The organism is Kitasatospora sp. NBC_00070 (assembly GCF_045041205.1).
In the GTDB taxonomy this organism is placed as follows: Bacteria; Actinomycetota; Actinomycetes; order Streptomycetales; family Streptomycetaceae; genus Kitasatospora.
In genome coordinates this window covers 3101069-3117476 of sequence record NZ_CP108247.1, presented here as the reverse complement: position 1 = coordinate 3117476, position 16408 = coordinate 3101069, and the positions used below count along the sequence as shown (strand labels likewise).

Genomic DNA, 16408 nt, shown 5'->3' with positions numbered 1-16408 from the left:
CCGGGATCACTCCCGGCGGGGCCGAAGTCACGTACTCACCAAGTCAGTCGACGGCTCACTTGCCGGGGCTGACCAGGACCAGGGTCTCGAGCTTGTTCCAGCTCTCGTAGAGGACCGAGATCGCGGTGTTGGTGTTGGGCACCTGGACGCTGCTGTACTGGTTCTCAGCGTTCCAGTACTTGTTCTTCGCGTCGTTGAACGTGCTGACGCCCCGCGAGGACGGGATGGTGGTCAGGACGTCGGCCTTGTGGAGCTTCAGGCCGTCGGTGCGCTCGAACCCGAAGGTCGAGTCGTAGCCCTGCATGCGCGGACGAAGCAGCGAACCGTCGGCCCACTTGAGGTTCTCGGGGTGCGCGTCGACCGGCAGGATCAGGCCCTGGCCCGGGTGGTTGGTGACGTTGTTGTCGCTCTGCGACTGGTCCCACAGCCAGATCAGGAGGCCGTTCTGGTTGGCGTAGTGCTCCACCCAGTCGGGCTTGGCGGCCGAACCGAAGGTGTACGGGCCGGTCTTGAGGGTCTCGTCGTACGAGATGTACTGACGGTTCTCGACCAGGTAGTGCTGCTCGTAGTCCTTCGAGAAGCTGCCGTTGATCCGCGAGAAGCCACCCGCGGTCCAGCCGTTGTCGCCGTTCTCCACCGTGTCGGTGAAGATCGGGGCACCGTTGGCGCTCACCACGATGTTGTCGAGCGCGAGGCCCTTGAGGTGCACGCCACCGTCGGTGGTGTAGTGGAACCGGACCTTGACGGCCTTGCCCACGTAGGCGTCCAGCGAGTAGGACAGGTCGCCCCACTTGCCGCCCGAGTCACCGGTCAGACCGGCGTTGCCGGCCGGGTCGGCCGGGATGGCCGTGCCGTTGAAGGTGCCGTTGACGGGGGCCCACTTGGTCCCACCGTCGGTCGAGACCTCGGCGTAGGCGTAGTCGTAGTCCTGCTCGATGTCGTACCAGGCCTTGGCCGACAGGCTGGCCGAGGTCTTCCCGGTCAGGTCGACGTCACGGGCCAGCGAGACGTTCAGGTCGTCCGCGCTGCCGCTCCACCACTCACCGACACCCTCGAACGGGGTGTTGATGTTGGTGGTGACCTTCTTCTTGGGAAGGTCGACCACCAGCGCCTGCGGGCGCTTGGTGTTGTACTCCGCCGGGCCGAGCAGGTGCGCGGAGTACTTGCCCGCGGCGCCCTTCTCGTACTTGAGCCAGCCGAGCTGCAGCTTGCTCCAGGCGTCCAGGTCGGCCGGCTTGTCACCGATGGCGTTCTTGCCGGTACCGAGCCAGGAACCCGAGGACATCAGCGACCAGAAGCCGACCGAGTTGTCGATGCCGCTGCCCGAGGTGTCGTACAGGTCCGGCAGGCCGAGGTCGTGGCCGAACTCGTGCGCGAACACACCCAGGCCACCGTTCTCGGCCTGCATGGTGTAGTCGCCGACCCAGATGCCGGTGTCGCCGGCCGGGGTCCCGCCGAGCTTGTTGTTGGCCGGGCCGGTCTGGCCCTGCGCGGTGCCGTAGACGTACGAGCGGTGGGCCCAGAGCGCGTCGGTGCCCTGGACGCCGCCACCGGCGGACTGGTCCTCACCGGCGTGCACGATCTGGAAGTGGTCGATGTAACCGTCGGGCTCGTTGAAGTTGCCGTCGTGGTCGAAGTCGTACCGGTCCCACTGGTCGTACGGGGCGAGCTGCGCCTTGATCTGCGCGTCCGTCTGGCCCTTGGCCTTCTGGTCGGCGACCCAGGCGTTGACGCCGTCGCGGATCAGGTCCTGGGCGTTGTTGCAGACGTGCTGCTTGCAGTAGTCCGAGCCGTAACGGGCCTCGTTCCACGGCACCTTGACCCAGTCGGTGACCTGACCGTCGACCGTGTAACGGCCTGAGGACTGACGCTCGTAGTAGGTCTTGAGCGAGTCCTTGGTGGTGCTGAAGTACATGTCCTGGTAGTGCTGACGGTTGTAATCCGCCCGCCAGTCCGTGGAGTTGTCCTTCGTGCGGTCCGGCTGCGCGATCTGGTTGCGCAGCGGGCCGGGCTGGCCACCGTACTTCACGGTGCCGTCGGGCAGCTTGGTGGTGTTGTCCACCTGGTCGCTGAACTCCACCAGAATGGTGAAGATCTTGTCCGTGCGCTCACGGGCAAGCTCGACGTACTTGTCGCGGCCCAGCTTGATGCTGGTGCTGCCGCCGTGCGTCTCGACCTTGGCGGTGCCGTTCAGCAGCTGCTCGACGGCGGCCTTCTGCTCGGCCTCCACCTTGCCGCTGAGCGGGCCGGGCAGGTTGTGGTCGTCGTGCGAGTTCAGCACGGCGTCGGCCGGGTCGTTCGTGACCGTGACCGGCGCGGCGGTGGCCGTGGCCGGCAGCAGGCCCGCGCCGAGCGCGGCGGTGACCGCCACGGCAGCGGCGGCCGCAGCGGCCTTCTTGGATATCTTCAACGTGGTGACGTCCTCCCCATACCGGTCGAGCTCTTGGCCCCACCGGTGAACCAATGAAAGACAGGTGGACGACATTTGATCCAAGGGTGAGCGAAAAAGAAAGACCTTGACCATGACATGGGCACGGCGCTATGCTCCGCCGCTCCTATCAGCTGACCATCCGTCAAATAGCGGAGTGGAACGGCTCGCTGAGGGCATCCATCGCATCCGAACCAGCCTGGCCATCCGTCGAACGGCGGGGACCACCGTGCGGTTCATCACAGGAATTGTGACCTGGAGATGAACGGGGCGGGCATGGCAAAAGGGCCCCTGCCCTGGCGCTATGGCCGGTGCAGGGGCCCTTTCGGAGCCGGTGCGGATTACCCGCCGCGGTTACTTGGTGAGATCCGGGCCGGCCGAAGCCACCGCCGCGGGAGAGTCCGCCACCGGCGACTTCTCCTCGCCGCGGAAGGTGAACTTGGCTTCCTTGCCCTCACCCTCGACCCCGACGACCACGATGTGGCCGGCCCGCAGCTCGCCGAAGAGGATCTTCTCCGACAGGTGGTCCTCGATCTCGCGCTGGATGGTGCGTCGCAGCGGACGCGCACCCAGCAGCGGGTCGTAACCACGCTTGGCCAGCAGCTTCTTGGCGTCGATGCTGAGCTCGAGACCCATGTCGCGGTCCTTGAGTCGGCCGTCCACCTTGTCGATCATCAGGTCGACGATCTGGATGATGTCTTCCTCGGACAGCTGGTGGAAGACCACGATGTCGTCGACACGGTTCAGGAACTCGGGGCGGAAGTGCTGCTTGAGCTCCTCGCTGACCTTCGCCTTCATCCGCTCGTACCCGGTGGTGGCGTCACCCGTGGCCGCGAAGCCGAGGTTGAAGCCCTTGGAGATGTCCCGGGTGCCGAGGTTGGTGGTCATGATGATGACGGTGTTCTTGAAGTCGACCACCCGGCCCTGGGAATCGGTCAGGCGACCGTCCTCCAGGATCTGCAGCAGCGAGTTGAAGATGTCCGGGTGGGCCTTCTCGACCTCGTCGAACAGCACCACCGAGAACGGCTTGCGGCGCACCTTCTCGGTGAGCTGGCCACCCTCTTCGTACCCGACGTAGCCGGGGGGCGAACCGAACAGCCGCGAGACGGTGTGCTTCTCGCTGAACTCCGACATGTCGAGGGAGATCAGCGCGTCCTCGTCGCCGAACAGGAACTGCGCCAGCGTCTTGGAGAGCTCGGTCTTACCGACACCGGACGGGCCGGCGAAGATGAACGAGCCACCGGGGCGCTTCGGGTCCTTGAGGCCCGCACGCGTACGCCGGATCGCCTTCGAGAGCGCCTTGATGGCGTCCGTCTGGCCGATGACGCGCTTGTGCAGCTCGTCCTCCATGCGCAGCAGGCGGGAGGACTCCTCCTCGGTGAGCTTGAAGACCGGGATGCCGGTGGCGGTGGCCAGGACCTCCGCGATCAGCTCCTCGTCCACCTCCGCGACGACGTCCATGTCGCCGGCCTTCCACTCCTTCTCCCGCTTCGCCTTCGCGGTGAGGAGCTGCTTCTCGTCGTCGCGCAGCGAGGCGGCCTTCTCGAAGTCCTGCGCGTCGATCGCGCTCTCCTTCTCCCGGCGCACATCGGCGATCTTCTCGTCGAACTCGCGCAGGTCCGGCGGCGCGGTCATCCGGCGGATGCGCATCCGGGAACCGGCCTCGTCGATCAGGTCGATCGCCTTGTCCGGCAGGAAGCGGTCCGAGATGTAGCGGTCGGCCAGGGTGGCGGCGGCCACCAGCGCGGCATCGGTGATGGACACCCGGTGGTGCGCCTCGTAGCGGTCCCGCAGACCCTTGAGGATCTCGATGGTGTGCGGCAGCGAAGGCTCCGCGACCTGGATCGGCTGGAAGCGGCGCTCCAGCGCGGCGTCCTTCTCCAGGTGCTTGCGGTACTCGTCCAGCGTGGTGGCACCGATGGTCTGGAGCTCACCGCGGGCCAGCATCGGCTTGAGGATCGAGGCCGCGTCGATCGCACCCTCGGCGGCGCCCGCGCCGACCAGGGTGTGCAGCTCGTCGATGAACAGGATGATGTCGCCGCGGGTGCGGATCTCCTTGAGCACCTTCTTCAGGCGCTCCTCGAAGTCACCGCGGTAGCGGGAGCCCGCGACCAGGGCGCCGAGGTCGAGCGTGTAGAGCTGCTTGTCCTTCAGCGTCTCCGGGACCTCGCCCTTGACGATCGCCTGGGCCAGGCCCTCGACCACGGCGGTCTTGCCGACGCCGGGCTCGCCGATCAGCACCGGGTTGTTCTTGGTGCGGCGGGACAGCACCTGCATGACCCGCTCGATCTCCTTCTCGCGCCCGATCACCGGGTCGAGCTTGGCCTCGCGGGCGGCCTGGGTGAGGTTGCGCCCGAACTGGTCCAGGACCAGCGAGGTGGAGGGGGTGCCCTCGGCGGGGCCGCCGGCCGTGGCCGACTCCTTGCCGGTGCCCTGGTAACCGGAGAGCAGCTGGATGACCTGCTGACGCACCCGGTTGAGATCGGCACCCAGCTTCACCAGGACCTGGGCGGCGACGCCCTCGCCCTCGCGGATGAGGCCGAGCAGGATGTGCTCGGTGCCGATGTAGTTGTGACCGAGCTGAAGGGCCTCGCGGAGCGAGAGCTCCAGGACCTTCTTCGCCCGAGGTGTGAAGGGGATGTGGCCGGACGGGGCCTGCTGGCCCTGACCGATGATCTCTTCGACCTGCTGGCGGACGGCCTCAAGAGAGATCCCGAGGCTCTCCAGGGCCTTGGCGGCGACACCCTCGCCCTCGTGGATCAGGCCCAGGAGGATGTGCTCGGTGCCGATGTAGTTGTGGTTGAGCATCCGGGCTTCTTCCTGAGCCAGGACGACAACCCGCCGCGCGCGGTCGGTGAACCTCTCGAACATCGTTTATCGCTCCTCAGAGCGGTCGGGCAGTTCGGGGACTGTCCCCGCCCTGTCCTTCCGCATGCTAGTCCCGCTCAGCGGCGCGGCTCACGGATCAACTCCACCTGCGTGGAGCCTTTCATGCTGCGCGACCAGCCGACACCATTCCCAACCTGATGCTGGGAGACGGTGTTCCCACAGCAGGGCCTGATGCACCCGATACCGCTACGCCAACGGCGAACAACGTCCACCGCGGACTCGGACAGCTGGTCTCGCGATCTGCTCGGCCGGGGCCTTCGGCCCCACCCACCTGCATTCATACCCGGTATTCCGGCGAGTTTCGCGCAGTTTCCCCGGTGGCGGTGTTCGCCTGGCGAGAAGTCCACCGTGGCTGACGGTGGATCAGATCGGGCCCGCGGCCGTTCGGGTGGTGGCCGCGTGACCGCTCCGCCCCTCCAGCGTTGCACAGCCCATGACGGTTCCGTCGGTCCTGCCCGGGTTCTGCCCCGTCCCGCTCGGCACGCTGCTGGACTCCGACCGGGTCGAGGTGCGCCGCCCGGTCGGGCTGGCCTCGCTCGCCCGGCTGGACCGCCTCGGGCGGCCCTCGGGGCCGGTGGTGGCCCGGGGTGACCGGGTCGCCTTCCTGCTCGCGCCGGACACCGCGGAGGCGGTGCCGGAACTGCTGGACTGGCTGGGCTGGGGCGCCGGTCCGGTGCTCGGCCTGACCGTCAGTCCGGCCGGGGCGGGCCGGGTGCCACGGCCGCGGGGCGCGGAGGAGGCTCCTCCACGCCCCGAAGACCGGCCGGCGGTCTGGCTGCGCCCGGCGGCGCGCGCTACCGGACTGGACCTGTGCTCGCCCGATCTGCTGCGACTGCTCGACTGCCTGGCCGATGCCTGCGCCCGTGACCTGATGGGGCTGGCACCGGCCCGCTGACCCGGGGTCAGGACGGGTTGGCCGCCTCGTACGCCTCGCGCACGTGGCTCGGGACCCGGCCGCGGTCGTTGACCTCGTGGCCGTTCTCCTTGGCCCACGCGCGGATCTTCGCGGTGTCCGGCGTACCCGCGGCCGGACGGCCCGCGCCCCGGGCGGTGCCCCGACGGGCCCCGGCCAGCCGGCCGCTCTGCTTCCGGCCCTTGTCGACGTACGGGGCCAGCAGCCCGCGCAGCTTGTCCGCGTTCGTACTCTTCAGGTCGATCTCGTAGGCCACGCCGTCCAGCGCGAACGTCACGGTCTCGTCCGCCGAGCCGCCGTCGAGATCGTCTTCAAGAATGACCTGCACCCTCTGTGCCACGGGCTTCCCTTTCCGCTAAACGACCCAATGCCTAGAGAAAGGAAAGCGTCTTTTCCGTGAAAACACAAACCCCTGGCTGCGCCGAAGGTGTCGGCCGAGCAGTTCCGCCGGTGTTCAGAGCCGGAGCAGCATCCTTGAGTTGCCCAGCGTGTTGGGCTTCACCCGCTCCAGGTCGAGGAACTCCGCGACACCTTCGTCGTACGAACGTAGAAGCTCCTCATAGACATCCGTAGCGATCGCCGCCGGGTCTGACGTATCATCATCGGTTTCACCGATCTCGACGAAACCGTGTTTCGCGAAGAACGAGACCTCGAACGTCAAGCAGAAAATCCGACGGACACCCAGCCAGCGGGCGGTGTGCACCAGCTTCTCCAGCAGCAGGTGGCCGACGCCCAGGCCCTTGCAGGACGGGTCGACCGCCAGCGTGCGGACCTCGGCCAGGTCCTCCCACATCACGTGCAGTGCGCCACAGGCGACCACCAGGCCGGTGTCGTCGCGTTCGGCGACCCAGAACTCCTGTACGGATTCGAACAGCGTCACGGTGGGCTTGTCGAGCAGAATCCCGTCCCGCGAGTAGCCGTCGATGAGCCGGCGCACTGCCCGTACGTCGCTGGTCCGCGCCCGGCGGATGGTGACCTCCATGGCGGGACGCTATCGTGCCGACGTGCTTCCGGTCTCCCCGGTATGGACTTCACTTTCGGCGGGCGCCGGTGCGGTGACCCGGAGAGCGTCCCGGAGTGCCTCGCGTTGCTCGGGCGACATCAGCCCGAAGAAGTGCACCAGTGCCGCGGCCGGATTGTCACTGGTGGCCCAGGCGTCGTTCATGAGCGCCGCGGTGTATGCCTCGCGGGACGAGACCGGCTCATATACATACGCGCGCCCGACCTGCTCGCGCCGGAGCCAGCCCTTTCTGAAGAGCTTGTCGAGCACCGTCATGACGGTGGTGTACGCGATTTCGCGTTCCGACCGCAGATCCTGCAGAACCTCGCGAACCGTGACCGGGCGGTTCCACTGCCAGACCCTGGTCATGATGTCGTTCTCGAGTTCTCCGAGTTGGCGCACCATAGTCCGGCCAGGATAGGGAGTGTTCCGGACAAAATTTGCTGATTCACCGCAAACCGGCGCGCCGCCACCCCCAAGGAGTGACGGCGCGTCAGCGCTGCGCTGCTATTCGGCGTTCCGGGCCGCCAGCAGATCGGCGGCGGCGTCCTCCTTGGCGCGCTGGGCGCCGCCCTGCGAGCGGATGATCGCCCGCACCAGGAAGCCGAAGCCGATCGCCATCACCAGCGGGGGCACGATCGCACTGAGGTAGTCCACCGGGTCACTCCTCTTCGGAAACGTCGGAAAGGTCGGTACCTTCGGCCTCCGCCTCGGCCTTGCCGGCCTTGACGGTCGGCTTCACGATCGGGAAGAGCACCGTCTCGCGGATGTTCTTGCCGGTCAGCAGCATGATCAGGCGGTCCACCCCGAGGCCGAGGCCACCGGTCGGCGGCATCGCGTACTCCAGCGCGCGCAGGAAGTCCTCGTCCACCTGCATCGCCTCGACGTCGCCGCCGGCCGCCAGCAGCGACTGCGCGGTGAGCCGGGCCCGCTGCTCGACCGGGTCGACCAGCTCGGAGTAGGCGGTGCCGATCTCGGTGCCGAAGATGACCAGGTCCCACTTCTCGGCCACGCCCGGGACCGAGCGGTGCTGACGGGTCAGCGGGGAGACCTCGGTCGGGTAGTCCTTGATGAAGGTCGGCTTGATCGCGTGGTGCTCGAGCAGCCGCTCGACCATCTCCAGCACGATCTGGCCGTGGCCCCACTCCTTCTCGTACGGGATGCCGGCCTTGTCGGCCAGCTCGCGCAGCTCGGCCACGCCGGTCTCCGGGGTCACCTCGGTGCCGAGGTGGCCCGAGATGCCGGGGTAGACGCTGACCTCGGCCCACGGCTCGGCCAGGTCGATCTCGTGCTCCGCGCCGTCCGGGCCGATGCCGCGCACCACGGTGGTGCCGAGCGCGTCCCGGGCCGCGTTCACGATGGTGGCCCGGATCAGCTCGGCCTGGGTGTCGTAGTCGCCGTACGCCTCGTACGACTCCAGCGAGGTGAACTCGGGGTTGTGGGTCGAGTCCGCGCCCTCGTTGCGGAAGTTGCGGTTGATCTCGAAGACCTTCTCGGCGCCGCCGACCACCAGGCGCTTGAGGTACAGCTCCGGGGCGATCCGCAGGTAGAGGTCGATGTCGTAGGCGTTGATGTGGGTGGTGAACGGACGGGCGTTGGCGCCGCCGTGCACCGGCTGCAGCATCGGGGTCTCCACCTCGATGTAGCCGCGCTCCTCGTAGGTGCGGCGGATCGAGCGGACCACCTTGCTGCGCAGGTACAGGATCTCCCGGGCCTCCGGGTTGACGATCAGGTCCACGTAGCGCTGGCGGACCCGGGCCTCCGGGTCGGTCAGGCCCTTGTGCTTGTCCGGCAGCGGCCGCAGGCACTTGGCGGTCAGCTCCCAGCGGTCCACCAGGACGGACAGCTCACCGCGCTTGGAGGTGATCACCTCGCCCTCGACGCCCACCTGGTCGCCCAGGTCGATGTCGGCCTTCCAGGCCGCCAGCCGCTCCGGGCCCAGCTTGTCCAGGGAGAACATCACCTGGAGGTCGCCCGAGCCGTCCCGCAGGGTGGCGAAGCAGAGCTTGCCGCCCGTCCGGGCCAGCACCACCCGGCCGGTCACCCCGGCCCGCTCGCCGGTCGTGACGTCCGGCTCCAGGTCGGGGTGCTTGGCGCGCAGGTCGGCGATGGTGGTGGTGCGCGGGAAGCCGACCGGGTACGGGTCGACGCCGGCCGCCCGGAGCCGGTCCAGCTTCTCGCGCCGGACGCGCATCTGCTCGGGAAGGTCGTCGGTCGCGGGGATGCTGTTCTGATCGCTCACCCCACCAGGGTATCGACCGTTACGGGGGCCACCGCCACGGGATATCGCCGCGACACGACGGCGGCCCCGGAGAGGTCGTCGGAACCTCTCCGGGGCCGCCGGGCGGAGCGGGTCGCCTACCGGTGCGCGCCTGCCCGGCGGCGACGCAGCGCCACCACGACCAGAGCGGCACCGAGGACGATCGCGGCGATACCGGCGCCGGCGATCGGACCGGCGCTGGAGCCGCCGCCGGTGGACGCGAGCGATCCGGTGGAGGTGCTCGGCGCGGCGGAGGACTTCTGCCCGGCCGGGACGGCGGACGGGGACCGGGCGCCGGTCGGCTGCACGGCCGGCGGGGCCTTGGTGGGGGCCTTGGTCGGGGCCGTGGTGGGCGTGGCGGTCGGCAGGTTGCCGCCGGTCTGCTCACCCAGCTGGACCGAGCCGAGGTCGTTGGCGGGGTTCTTGTCCCAGGACATCACCGCGGCGGGGTGGCCCGGCTCGTAGGAGCTCTGGGTGTTCTGCAGGGAGAACGAGGCGGTGGAGTTCACGGCCTCGGGGGTGAGCGCCAGGGCGAACTCGAAGGCGAACCGGCTGCCGTTGGGGACCCAGAAGCCGGTGGCGCAGGTGTAGTAGCCCTGGCCCTTGACCTGCTCCCCGTTGGCGGAGCCGCCCGGGCGGCACTTCTCGGGCACCGTGGTGGCCGTGACGCCCTTGGGCAGGACGACCTGGACGCTCGGCGCGGACTCGCCGCCACTGCGGTCGTAGACGCTGCCCGGTCCGCTGTTCAGCATCCCGACGGTGAGCTTGCCGGTCCGGCCGCCGGCCGCCGGCGTCCACTGGGCGAGCGCGGCGAAGTCCGCGCTGTTGTCCGCGTGGACCGTCAGCTCGGCGTTGTTCTGGATCCGGTCGCCGTGGTTCTCGTCGACGTTCGGGCCGCCCACGGTGGCCACCGGCGCCTCGGGCCTGCCGACGAAGGTGAGCCGGGGACCGGTGCCGGGCTTGAAGTCGTAGCTGCTCCGCAGCCAGTCCGTGCCGGCCTCCAGGTTCGCGAGGATCTGGAAGTGCGCGAAGGCGTAGATGGCGGTGGAGGTGACGCCGAACTGGACCGGGTCCAGCTTCACGGTCTCACCGGGTGCGACGGCGGTGTCGACGGTGCAGATCATCCCGGCCGAGTCGGTCCACTCGTTCCCGCTGTCGACGCCGTACTCGCAGTTGCCGAAGCGCTGCTTGAAGGTGAGCCCTTCGGTGGCGTACATCGTGACGATGACCCGGTTGGCGGGCAGCGAACCCTTGTTGGTGATCTCGATCGGGGTGCTGACGGTGCTGCCGACCTTGACGTCCCGCAGCTCCGGGAGCTCCTTCAGCTCCAGCTTCGGGCCGCCGAGGAAGACCTCGACGTCCTGGACCGCCTCCTTGGCGTTGGAGCTGGTCGCCTTGACGTGGAGGACGCCCTTGGCGCCGAGCTTGGCGTCCTTGGCCCCGGTCAGCGTCGGGTTCTCGGTGAGGTTGATGCGGTCGTAGTCCAGCGGCATCCACTGCTTGCAGGTGTGCACGGTGCCGGCGAGGGTGCACTGGCCGGCCAGGGTGAGCTCGGCGACGCCGGTCAGGTCGCGGGTGTCGTAGCTGACCACGACGTCCTTGGCCGCTTCCTTGCCCACCCGCCCGATGTTGAGGGAGAGGTTCCCGCCCGATTGCGGATCCGGCTTGGCCGTCGGGTCGATCGACACCGCCGCCGGAGCTTCCAGCCTCAGGCTCAGGTCCGAGGCCGCCGAGGCCGGGAGGGCGACGCCGGTCACGGCGAGGGCGAGGGCGGCGGCGATCCCGAACGGTCGCGCCAGGCGTATGAGTGCCACTGCTGTCCTTTGGTCACAGGATGTTCATCCCGCACCATAGGTTCTTCAAATGCCAGGTCAGTGGCATTACTTGGCGGACGAATCGTCCGACTTCCGGCAGGGCGGGGCAACCCGGACGGATGCTTTGTCAGATCGTTATGGGTACCCACGTCCGGGGGGAGGCCGCGAGGGCCTCCCCCCGGACGGCCCGTCAGCCGGTGGCGAGTTCGAGGTCGTCCTGGGTGGGGGCCGGGGAGTCCGACTGGGGCCTGCGGCCGAAGAGTTCGGCGGGGGTGGGCATTCGGCGGGGCTGCGGGCGGGGGTCGGCGGGGTTCTTCGGGGCCACGGCGGGGTCTGTCATCGGGAACCGTCCTCCAGCTGGGTCTTGGGGGCCGCCGCTGGGGGGAGCGGCGGGGCTTGGTACGGCCGTCAGGTGGCGCTGGCCGGTGCTGAGGGCAAGGCGTTCGCGGACGTCGGCCTCGGCGATGGCGTGACAGCGGCCGGCCAGCCGGGACCTGCGGGAGCGTTCGCCGCTCCCGCAGGGCAGCCGGGTCAGGGCGCGGAGGGCGGTGAGGTCCTCGGCGTTCGGGAGGTAGCCGTCGGTGATGGCCTCCTCCAGGCGTTCCAGGTAGCCGGAGACGCTGCCGGGCAGCGCGGCCCGGTAGCGGGAGAGGTCGGCGAGCAGGAACGAGCGCAGCCGCCCGCCCTCCTGCACGGCCTCGTCCACGGCCTCGGCGAGGCGCAGGGCCTCCTGGACGTCCTCGGCCCAGAGTTCGCCCGTAGGCGTCGGGTAGGGCATGTGGACGGGGTACAGCGCTTGGGCGAGGGCACGGCGCAGCACGCGGACTTCGTCGGCGCTGAAGGCCATGCCGCCGCGCGATCCGTGTGGCGTCGGCATGGCACGACACTACGTGGCGTACGTCCGATTTATGGCGATTGGCGACGCACTTGTCCCGATTGGCGTATCTGCGGGTGAAATGACGACTCGTCAGCGAGCGCGGTCCCGGGGCCCGGCCGGGCGGGTCAGGCGGTGGCCGGCTTGTTGCGCTCGTAGACCAGCCGGAGGCCGATCAGGGTGAGCCACGGCTCGTGCACGTCGATGGCGCCCGCCTCGCCGAGGACCAGCGGGGCCAGGCCGCCGGTGGCGATCACCTGGACGTCGTCCGGGTCCTTGGCCAGCTCCTTGGCCATCCGCTCGACCAGCCCGTCGACCTGCCCGGCGAAGCCGTACAGGATGCCGGACTGCATGCCCTCGACGGTGTTCTTGCCGATCACGTTCCGGGGCCGGGCCAGCTCGATCTTGCGCAGCTGGGCGCCCCGGACGCCGAGCGCCTCGACCGAGATCTCGATGCCGGGGGCGATCGCGCCGCCGACGTAGTCGCCGCGCTCGTTGATCGCGTCGAAGGTGGTCGCGGTGCCGAAGTCGACCACGATGCACGGGCCGCCGTAGAGGTGGTTGGCGGCCAGCGCGTTGACGATCCGGTCGGCGCCGACCTCCTTGGGGTTGTCCATCAGGACGTGCACCCCGGTCTTCACCCCCGGCTCCACGATCACCGCGGGCACGTCGCCGTAGTACCGGCGGGTCACCTCGCGGAGCTCGTGGAGCACGGCGGGCACCGAGGAGCAGATCGCCAGGCCCTCGATCCGGTCCTCGGCCGAGACGATCGGGTGAGAGCCCATCAGGCCCTGCATCAGCACCGCCAGTTCGTCGGCGGTGCGGCGCGGGTCGGTGGAGATCCGCCAGTGCTCCACGATCTCCTCGCCGTCGAACAGGCCGAGCGTGGTCTGGGTGTTGCCGACGTCGATGGTGAGGAGCACGGGAGGGGCCTTCTGCTAGGAGGAGTCAGGAAGAGCGGAGGTCCAGGCCGATGTCCAGGATCGGCGCGGAGTGGGTCAGGGCACCGACGGCCAGGTAGTCCACCCCAGTCTGGGCGACCTGGTGCGCGGAGGCCAGGGTCAGTCCGCCCGAAGCCTCCAGCTTGGCGCGGCCGTTGACCAGCTCGACGGCCTGCTTCAGCTCGGCGACGGTGAAGTTGTCCAGCAGGATCAGGTCGGCGCCCGCCGCCAGCACCGGCGGGATCTGGTCGAGGCGGTCCACCTCGATCTCCACCGGCAGGTCCGGGTACGCGGCCCGGACGGCGTTGAACGCCTCGGCCACGCCGCCCGCCGCGATCACGTGGTTGTCCTTCACCAGCGCGGCGTCCGAGAGCGACATCCGGTGGTTGCTGCCGCCGCCCGCGCGGACCGCGAACTTCTCCAGCGAGCGGAGGCCGGGCGTGGTCTTCCGGGTGTCCCTGACCTGCGCCTTGGTGCCCTCCAGGGCGTCCGCCCAGGCGCGGGTCGCGGTGGCGATGCCGGACAGCCGGCAGAGCAGGTTCAGCGCGCTGCGCTCGGCGGTGAGCAGGTCGCGGGTCCGGCTGCGGACCGAGAGCAGCACCTGGCCGGCCTCCACCCGGTCGCCGTCCTCGACGTGCCGCTCGACCTCGAACTCCTCCTCGCAGACCAGCGAGACCACGGCCTCGGCGATCCGCAGCCCGGCCACCACGCCGGCCTGACGGGCCGTGAAGTCCGCGGTGGCGACGGCGTCGGCCGGGACGGTGGCGACCGAGGTGACGTCCTCGCCGCCGGCCAGGTCCTCCGCCAGCGCGAGGGTGGCGATGTCCTCGACCTCGACCGGGTCCAGGCCGGCCGCCTCCAGCATCTCGGCGAGCGCCGGGTCGAGGCCGGTCTCGTACGCCTCGCCGTCGCCGCAGCCGCAGCCGTCGCCGCAGCCGCCGACCTGGTCGGCGAGCGGGAGTTCCTCGTGGGTGTGGGACATCGGATGGCTCCTAGCTGAGAGTTGGTTGCCGAGCCCAGGGGCTCGGGGCTCTGCTGATGTGCGGCTCCGCCGCGTGGGCGAGGAGATCTGGCGTACGGGTCACAGGCGAAAGTGCCTGACCACCTACGCGACGATCACGTTTTCCGAGGTCGGCGTCGCAGTTCCCCGAGCCCCTGATGGCTGATGCCCGTGGCCCCTGGATGGTCACCGCGTCGTGTGTCCGGAGCTGATGATGTGCCGCTGCCAGTTGGCGTCGTCGCGGTCCGGGAAGTCCTCGCGCCAGTGGCAGCCGCGGGTCTCCTCGCGGCGCGCGGCGGCGGCCACCAGCGCGGTGGCGACCAGGTGGAGGTTGGTGGCCTCCCAGCTCTCGACGGCCGGGTCGGCGGACTTCTCGTCGGCGGCGAGCCGGGCGAGGCCGGTGGTGGTGCCGGCCATCGAGGCGGCCGAGCGGAGCACACCGGCGCCGGTGGACATCAGGTGCTGGATGTCCGCGCGGGCCTCCGGGGCGAGCAGCGGGACGGGCCGGGCGGCCCGGGCCCCGGCCACGTCGACCGAGCGCTCGGGGAGCTCGTCGGCGCGGTGCCGGGAGGTCAGGTCGGCGGCGATCCGCTCGGCGAAGACCAGGCCCTCCAGCAGCGAGTTGGAGGCCAGCCGGTTGGCGCCGTGCACGCCGGTGCAGGCCACCTCGCCGCAGGCGTACAGGCCGGGCACGGTGGTGCGGCCGAGCAGGTCGGTGCGGACGCCGCCGGAGGCGTAGTGGGCGGCGGGGGCGACCGGGATCAGCTCGGTGACCGGGTCGATGCCGTGCGAGCGGCAGGAGGCCAGGATGGTCGGGAAGCGTTCGGCCCACATCTCGGCGCCGAAGTGCCGCCCGTCCAGGTACATGTGCTCGGTGCCGAGCTCCTGCATCCGCCGGGTGATCGCCTTGGCGACGATGTCCCGGGGGGCCAGCTCGGCCAGCTCGTGCTGCCCGACCATGAAGCGCACCCCGTCGGCGTCCACCAGGTGCGCGCCCTCGCCGCGGACCGCCTCGGAGACCAGCGGCTGCTGGCCCTCCGCCTCGGCACCGAGCCAGAGCACGGTCGGGTGGAACTGGACGAACTCCAGGTCGGTCACCTCGGCCCCGGCCCGCAGCGCGAGCGCGACGCCGTCGCCGGTGGAGACCGCCGGGTTGGTGGTGGCGGAGAAGATCTGGCCCATGCCGCCGGTGGCCAGCACCACGGCGCGGGCCCGGATCGCGCCGACGCCGTCCCGCTGGCCCTCGCCCATCACGTGCAGGGTGAGCCCGGCGGCGTGGCCGTCGGCGTCGGTCAGCAGGTCCAGCACCAGGGCGTGCTCGATGAGTTCGAGGCCGGGGTCGCTGCGGACCGCGGCCACCAGGGCTCGCGATATCTCCGCCCCGGTGGCGTCGCCGCCGGCGTGCGCGATCCGGCGGCGGTGGTGGCCGCCCTCCCGGGTGAGCAGGATCTCGCCGTCCTGGTCCAGGTCGAAGGCCGCGCCGGTGGCGATCAAGTGCCGTACCGCGTCCGGGCCTTCGGTGACCAGGGTGCGGACGGCCCGCTCGTCGCAGAGCCCGGCCCCGGCCACCAGGGTGTCGGCCAGGTGCTGCTCGGGAGTGTCGCCCTCGCCCAGGGCGGCGGCGATGCCGCCCTGGGCCCAGCGGGTCGAACCGTCGTCGAGCATCGCCTTGGTGACCACCATGGCCCGCAGGCCGGCCTTGCGGACGTTGAGGGCGACGGTGAGCCCGGCCACGCCGGAGCCGACCACCACCACGTCCGTGGTGCTGGTCCAGCCGGGTGCCGGGGCGGTGAGGCGATGCGACACGGTCATGTCCTGTTGCTCCTTAGCGCGCGGCCGAGGGCGCCGCGTTGTGCCCGTCACCGTACGCCTGGTCCCCGCGCAGCAGCCCGCTGCCCTCGGGGGCCTCGGCGGCGTCGGTGCCGTAGCCGGTGATCCGGTTCTCGCCGTCCACGAAGACCACCCGGGGCACGTAGCCCTTGGCCTCCGCGGTCTCCATCTGCCCGTAGGCGATCAGGATGACCAGGTCGCCGGGGTGGACCAGCCGGGCGGCGGCGCCGTTGATGCCGATCACGCCGGAGCCGCGCGGGCCGGCGATCGTGTAGGTCTCCAGCCGGGCGCCGTTGTTGATGTCGACGATGTGGACCAGCTCGCCGGGGAGCAGGTCGGCGGCGTCGAGCAGGTCCTCGTCCACCGTGACCGAGCCGACGTAGTGCAGGTCGGCCTGGGTCACGGTGGCCCGGTGGATCTTGGACTTGAGCATGGTGCGGAACATGGGGTCACGCCTCC

At 69.9% G+C, this 16408-nt stretch carries 14 protein-coding genes; 1 reads left to right on the top strand and 13 read right to left on the bottom strand.

Annotated elements, in window-relative coordinates; translation table 11 throughout:
• Window positions 1-55: 55 nt before the first annotated feature.
• Window positions 56-2485, bottom strand: a complete 2430-nt coding sequence (locus tag OHV05_RS14335; protein WP_405017984.1) for an immune inhibitor A domain-containing protein — start codon at window positions 2483-2485, stop codon at window positions 56-58.
• Between the two features lie 297 nt (window positions 2486-2782).
• Window positions 2783-5299, bottom strand: coding sequence for an ATP-dependent Clp protease ATP-binding subunit (locus OHV05_RS14330; RefSeq protein WP_184918152.1), 2517 nt, complete (start codon window positions 5297-5299; stop codon window positions 2783-2785).
• Window positions 5300-5750: 451 nt separating this feature from the next.
• On the opposite strand from OHV05_RS14330, the gene OHV05_RS14325 reads away from it, so the two are divergent.
• On the top strand, window positions 5751-6212 hold the full coding sequence (locus OHV05_RS14325; protein WP_405017983.1) for a hypothetical protein: 462 nt from the start codon (window positions 5751-5753) through the stop codon (window positions 6210-6212).
• A 7-nt stretch (window positions 6213-6219) separates the two neighbouring features.
• Here OHV05_RS14325 and OHV05_RS14320 read toward each other — a convergent pair whose 3' ends face one another.
• The 11 genes from OHV05_RS14320 to panD form a co-directional block, all read right to left on the bottom strand.
• Window positions 6220-6570: an Lsr2 family protein gene (locus OHV05_RS14320; RefSeq protein ID WP_403040973.1), complete on the bottom strand. Its 351-nt coding sequence runs from the start codon at window positions 6568-6570 to the stop codon at window positions 6220-6222.
• A 114-nt stretch (window positions 6571-6684) separates the two neighbouring features.
• On the bottom strand, window positions 6685-7212 hold the full coding sequence (locus OHV05_RS14315) for an amino-acid N-acetyltransferase (RefSeq protein WP_403040972.1): 528 nt from the start codon (window positions 7210-7212) through the stop codon (window positions 6685-6687).
• Window positions 7213-7221: 9 nt separating this feature from the next.
• The gene (locus OHV05_RS14310; protein WP_405017982.1) at window positions 7222-7635 is read right to left on the bottom strand and encodes a BlaI/MecI/CopY family transcriptional regulator; all 414 of its coding nucleotides are present in this window, start codon (window positions 7633-7635) and stop codon (window positions 7222-7224) included.
• Between the two features lie 102 nt (window positions 7636-7737).
• Window positions 7738-7887: a hypothetical protein gene (locus OHV05_RS14305; RefSeq protein ID WP_405017981.1), complete on the bottom strand. Its 150-nt coding sequence runs from the start codon at window positions 7885-7887 to the stop codon at window positions 7738-7740.
• A gap of 4 nt (window positions 7888-7891) precedes the next feature.
• Window positions 7892-9472 carry a bifunctional lysylphosphatidylglycerol synthetase/lysine--tRNA ligase LysX gene (gene lysX / locus OHV05_RS14300; RefSeq protein WP_405017980.1) on the bottom strand — a complete coding sequence of 527 codons (1581 nt, stop codon included), beginning with the start codon at window positions 9470-9472 and terminating at the stop codon, window positions 7892-7894.
• Between the two features lie 116 nt (window positions 9473-9588).
• Entirely contained in the window at window positions 9589-11304 is a 1716-nt protein-coding gene (locus OHV05_RS14295; RefSeq protein WP_405017979.1) for a hypothetical protein, read from the bottom strand.
• A gap of 190 nt (window positions 11305-11494) precedes the next feature.
• The gene (locus tag OHV05_RS14290) at window positions 11495-12181 is read right to left on the bottom strand and encodes a hypothetical protein (RefSeq protein WP_405017978.1); all 687 of its coding nucleotides are present in this window, start codon (window positions 12179-12181) and stop codon (window positions 11495-11497) included.
• A 125-nt stretch (window positions 12182-12306) separates the two neighbouring features.
• Window positions 12307-13101: a type III pantothenate kinase gene (locus OHV05_RS14285; protein ID WP_403040966.1), complete on the bottom strand. Its 795-nt coding sequence runs from the start codon at window positions 13099-13101 to the stop codon at window positions 12307-12309.
• Window positions 13102-13126: 25 nt separating this feature from the next.
• Window positions 13127-14101, bottom strand: a complete 975-nt coding sequence (gene nadC, locus OHV05_RS14280) for a carboxylating nicotinate-nucleotide diphosphorylase (RefSeq protein ID WP_405017977.1) — start codon at window positions 14099-14101, stop codon at window positions 13127-13129.
• Between the two features lie 204 nt (window positions 14102-14305).
• On the bottom strand, window positions 14306-15931 hold the full coding sequence (locus tag OHV05_RS14275; protein WP_405017976.1) for an L-aspartate oxidase: 1626 nt from the start codon (window positions 15929-15931) through the stop codon (window positions 14306-14308).
• Window positions 15932-15944: 13 nt separating this feature from the next.
• On the bottom strand, window positions 15945-16394 hold the full coding sequence (gene panD / locus OHV05_RS14270) for an aspartate 1-decarboxylase (protein ID WP_405017975.1): 450 nt from the start codon (window positions 16392-16394) through the stop codon (window positions 15945-15947).
• Window positions 16395-16408 lie beyond the last annotated feature (14 nt).

Bases quoted from the DNA above. Each gene is read 5' to 3' on its own strand.
- panD (WP_405017975.1), bottom strand. From the start codon at position 16,394: ATGTTCCGCACCATGCTCAAGTCCAAGATCCACCGGGCCACCGTGACC.
- OHV05_RS14325 (WP_405017983.1), top strand. From the start codon at position 5,751: ATGACGGTTCCGTCGGTCCTGCCCGGGTTCTGCCCCGTCCCGCTCGGC.
- OHV05_RS14315 (WP_403040972.1), bottom strand. From the start codon at position 7,212: ATGGAGGTCACCATCCGCCGGGCGCGGACCAGCGACGTACGGGCAGTG.
- OHV05_RS14290 (WP_405017978.1), bottom strand. From the start codon at position 12,181: ATGCCGACGCCACACGGATCGCGCGGCGGCATGGCCTTCAGCGCCGAC.
- OHV05_RS14330 (WP_184918152.1), bottom strand. From the start codon at position 5,299: ATGTTCGAGAGGTTCACCGACCGCGCGCGGCGGGTTGTCGTCCTGGCT.
- OHV05_RS14335 (WP_405017984.1), bottom strand. From the start codon at position 2,485: ATGTCGTCCACCTGTCTTTCATTGGTTCACCGGTGGGGCCAAGAGCTC.
- OHV05_RS14310 (WP_405017982.1), bottom strand. From the start codon at position 7,635: ATGGTGCGCCAACTCGGAGAACTCGAGAACGACATCATGACCAGGGTC.
- nadC (WP_405017977.1), bottom strand. From the start codon at position 14,101: ATGTCCCACACCCACGAGGAACTCCCGCTCGCCGACCAGGTCGGCGGC.
- OHV05_RS14275 (WP_405017976.1), bottom strand. From the start codon at position 15,931: ATGACCGTGTCGCATCGCCTCACCGCCCCGGCACCCGGCTGGACCAGC.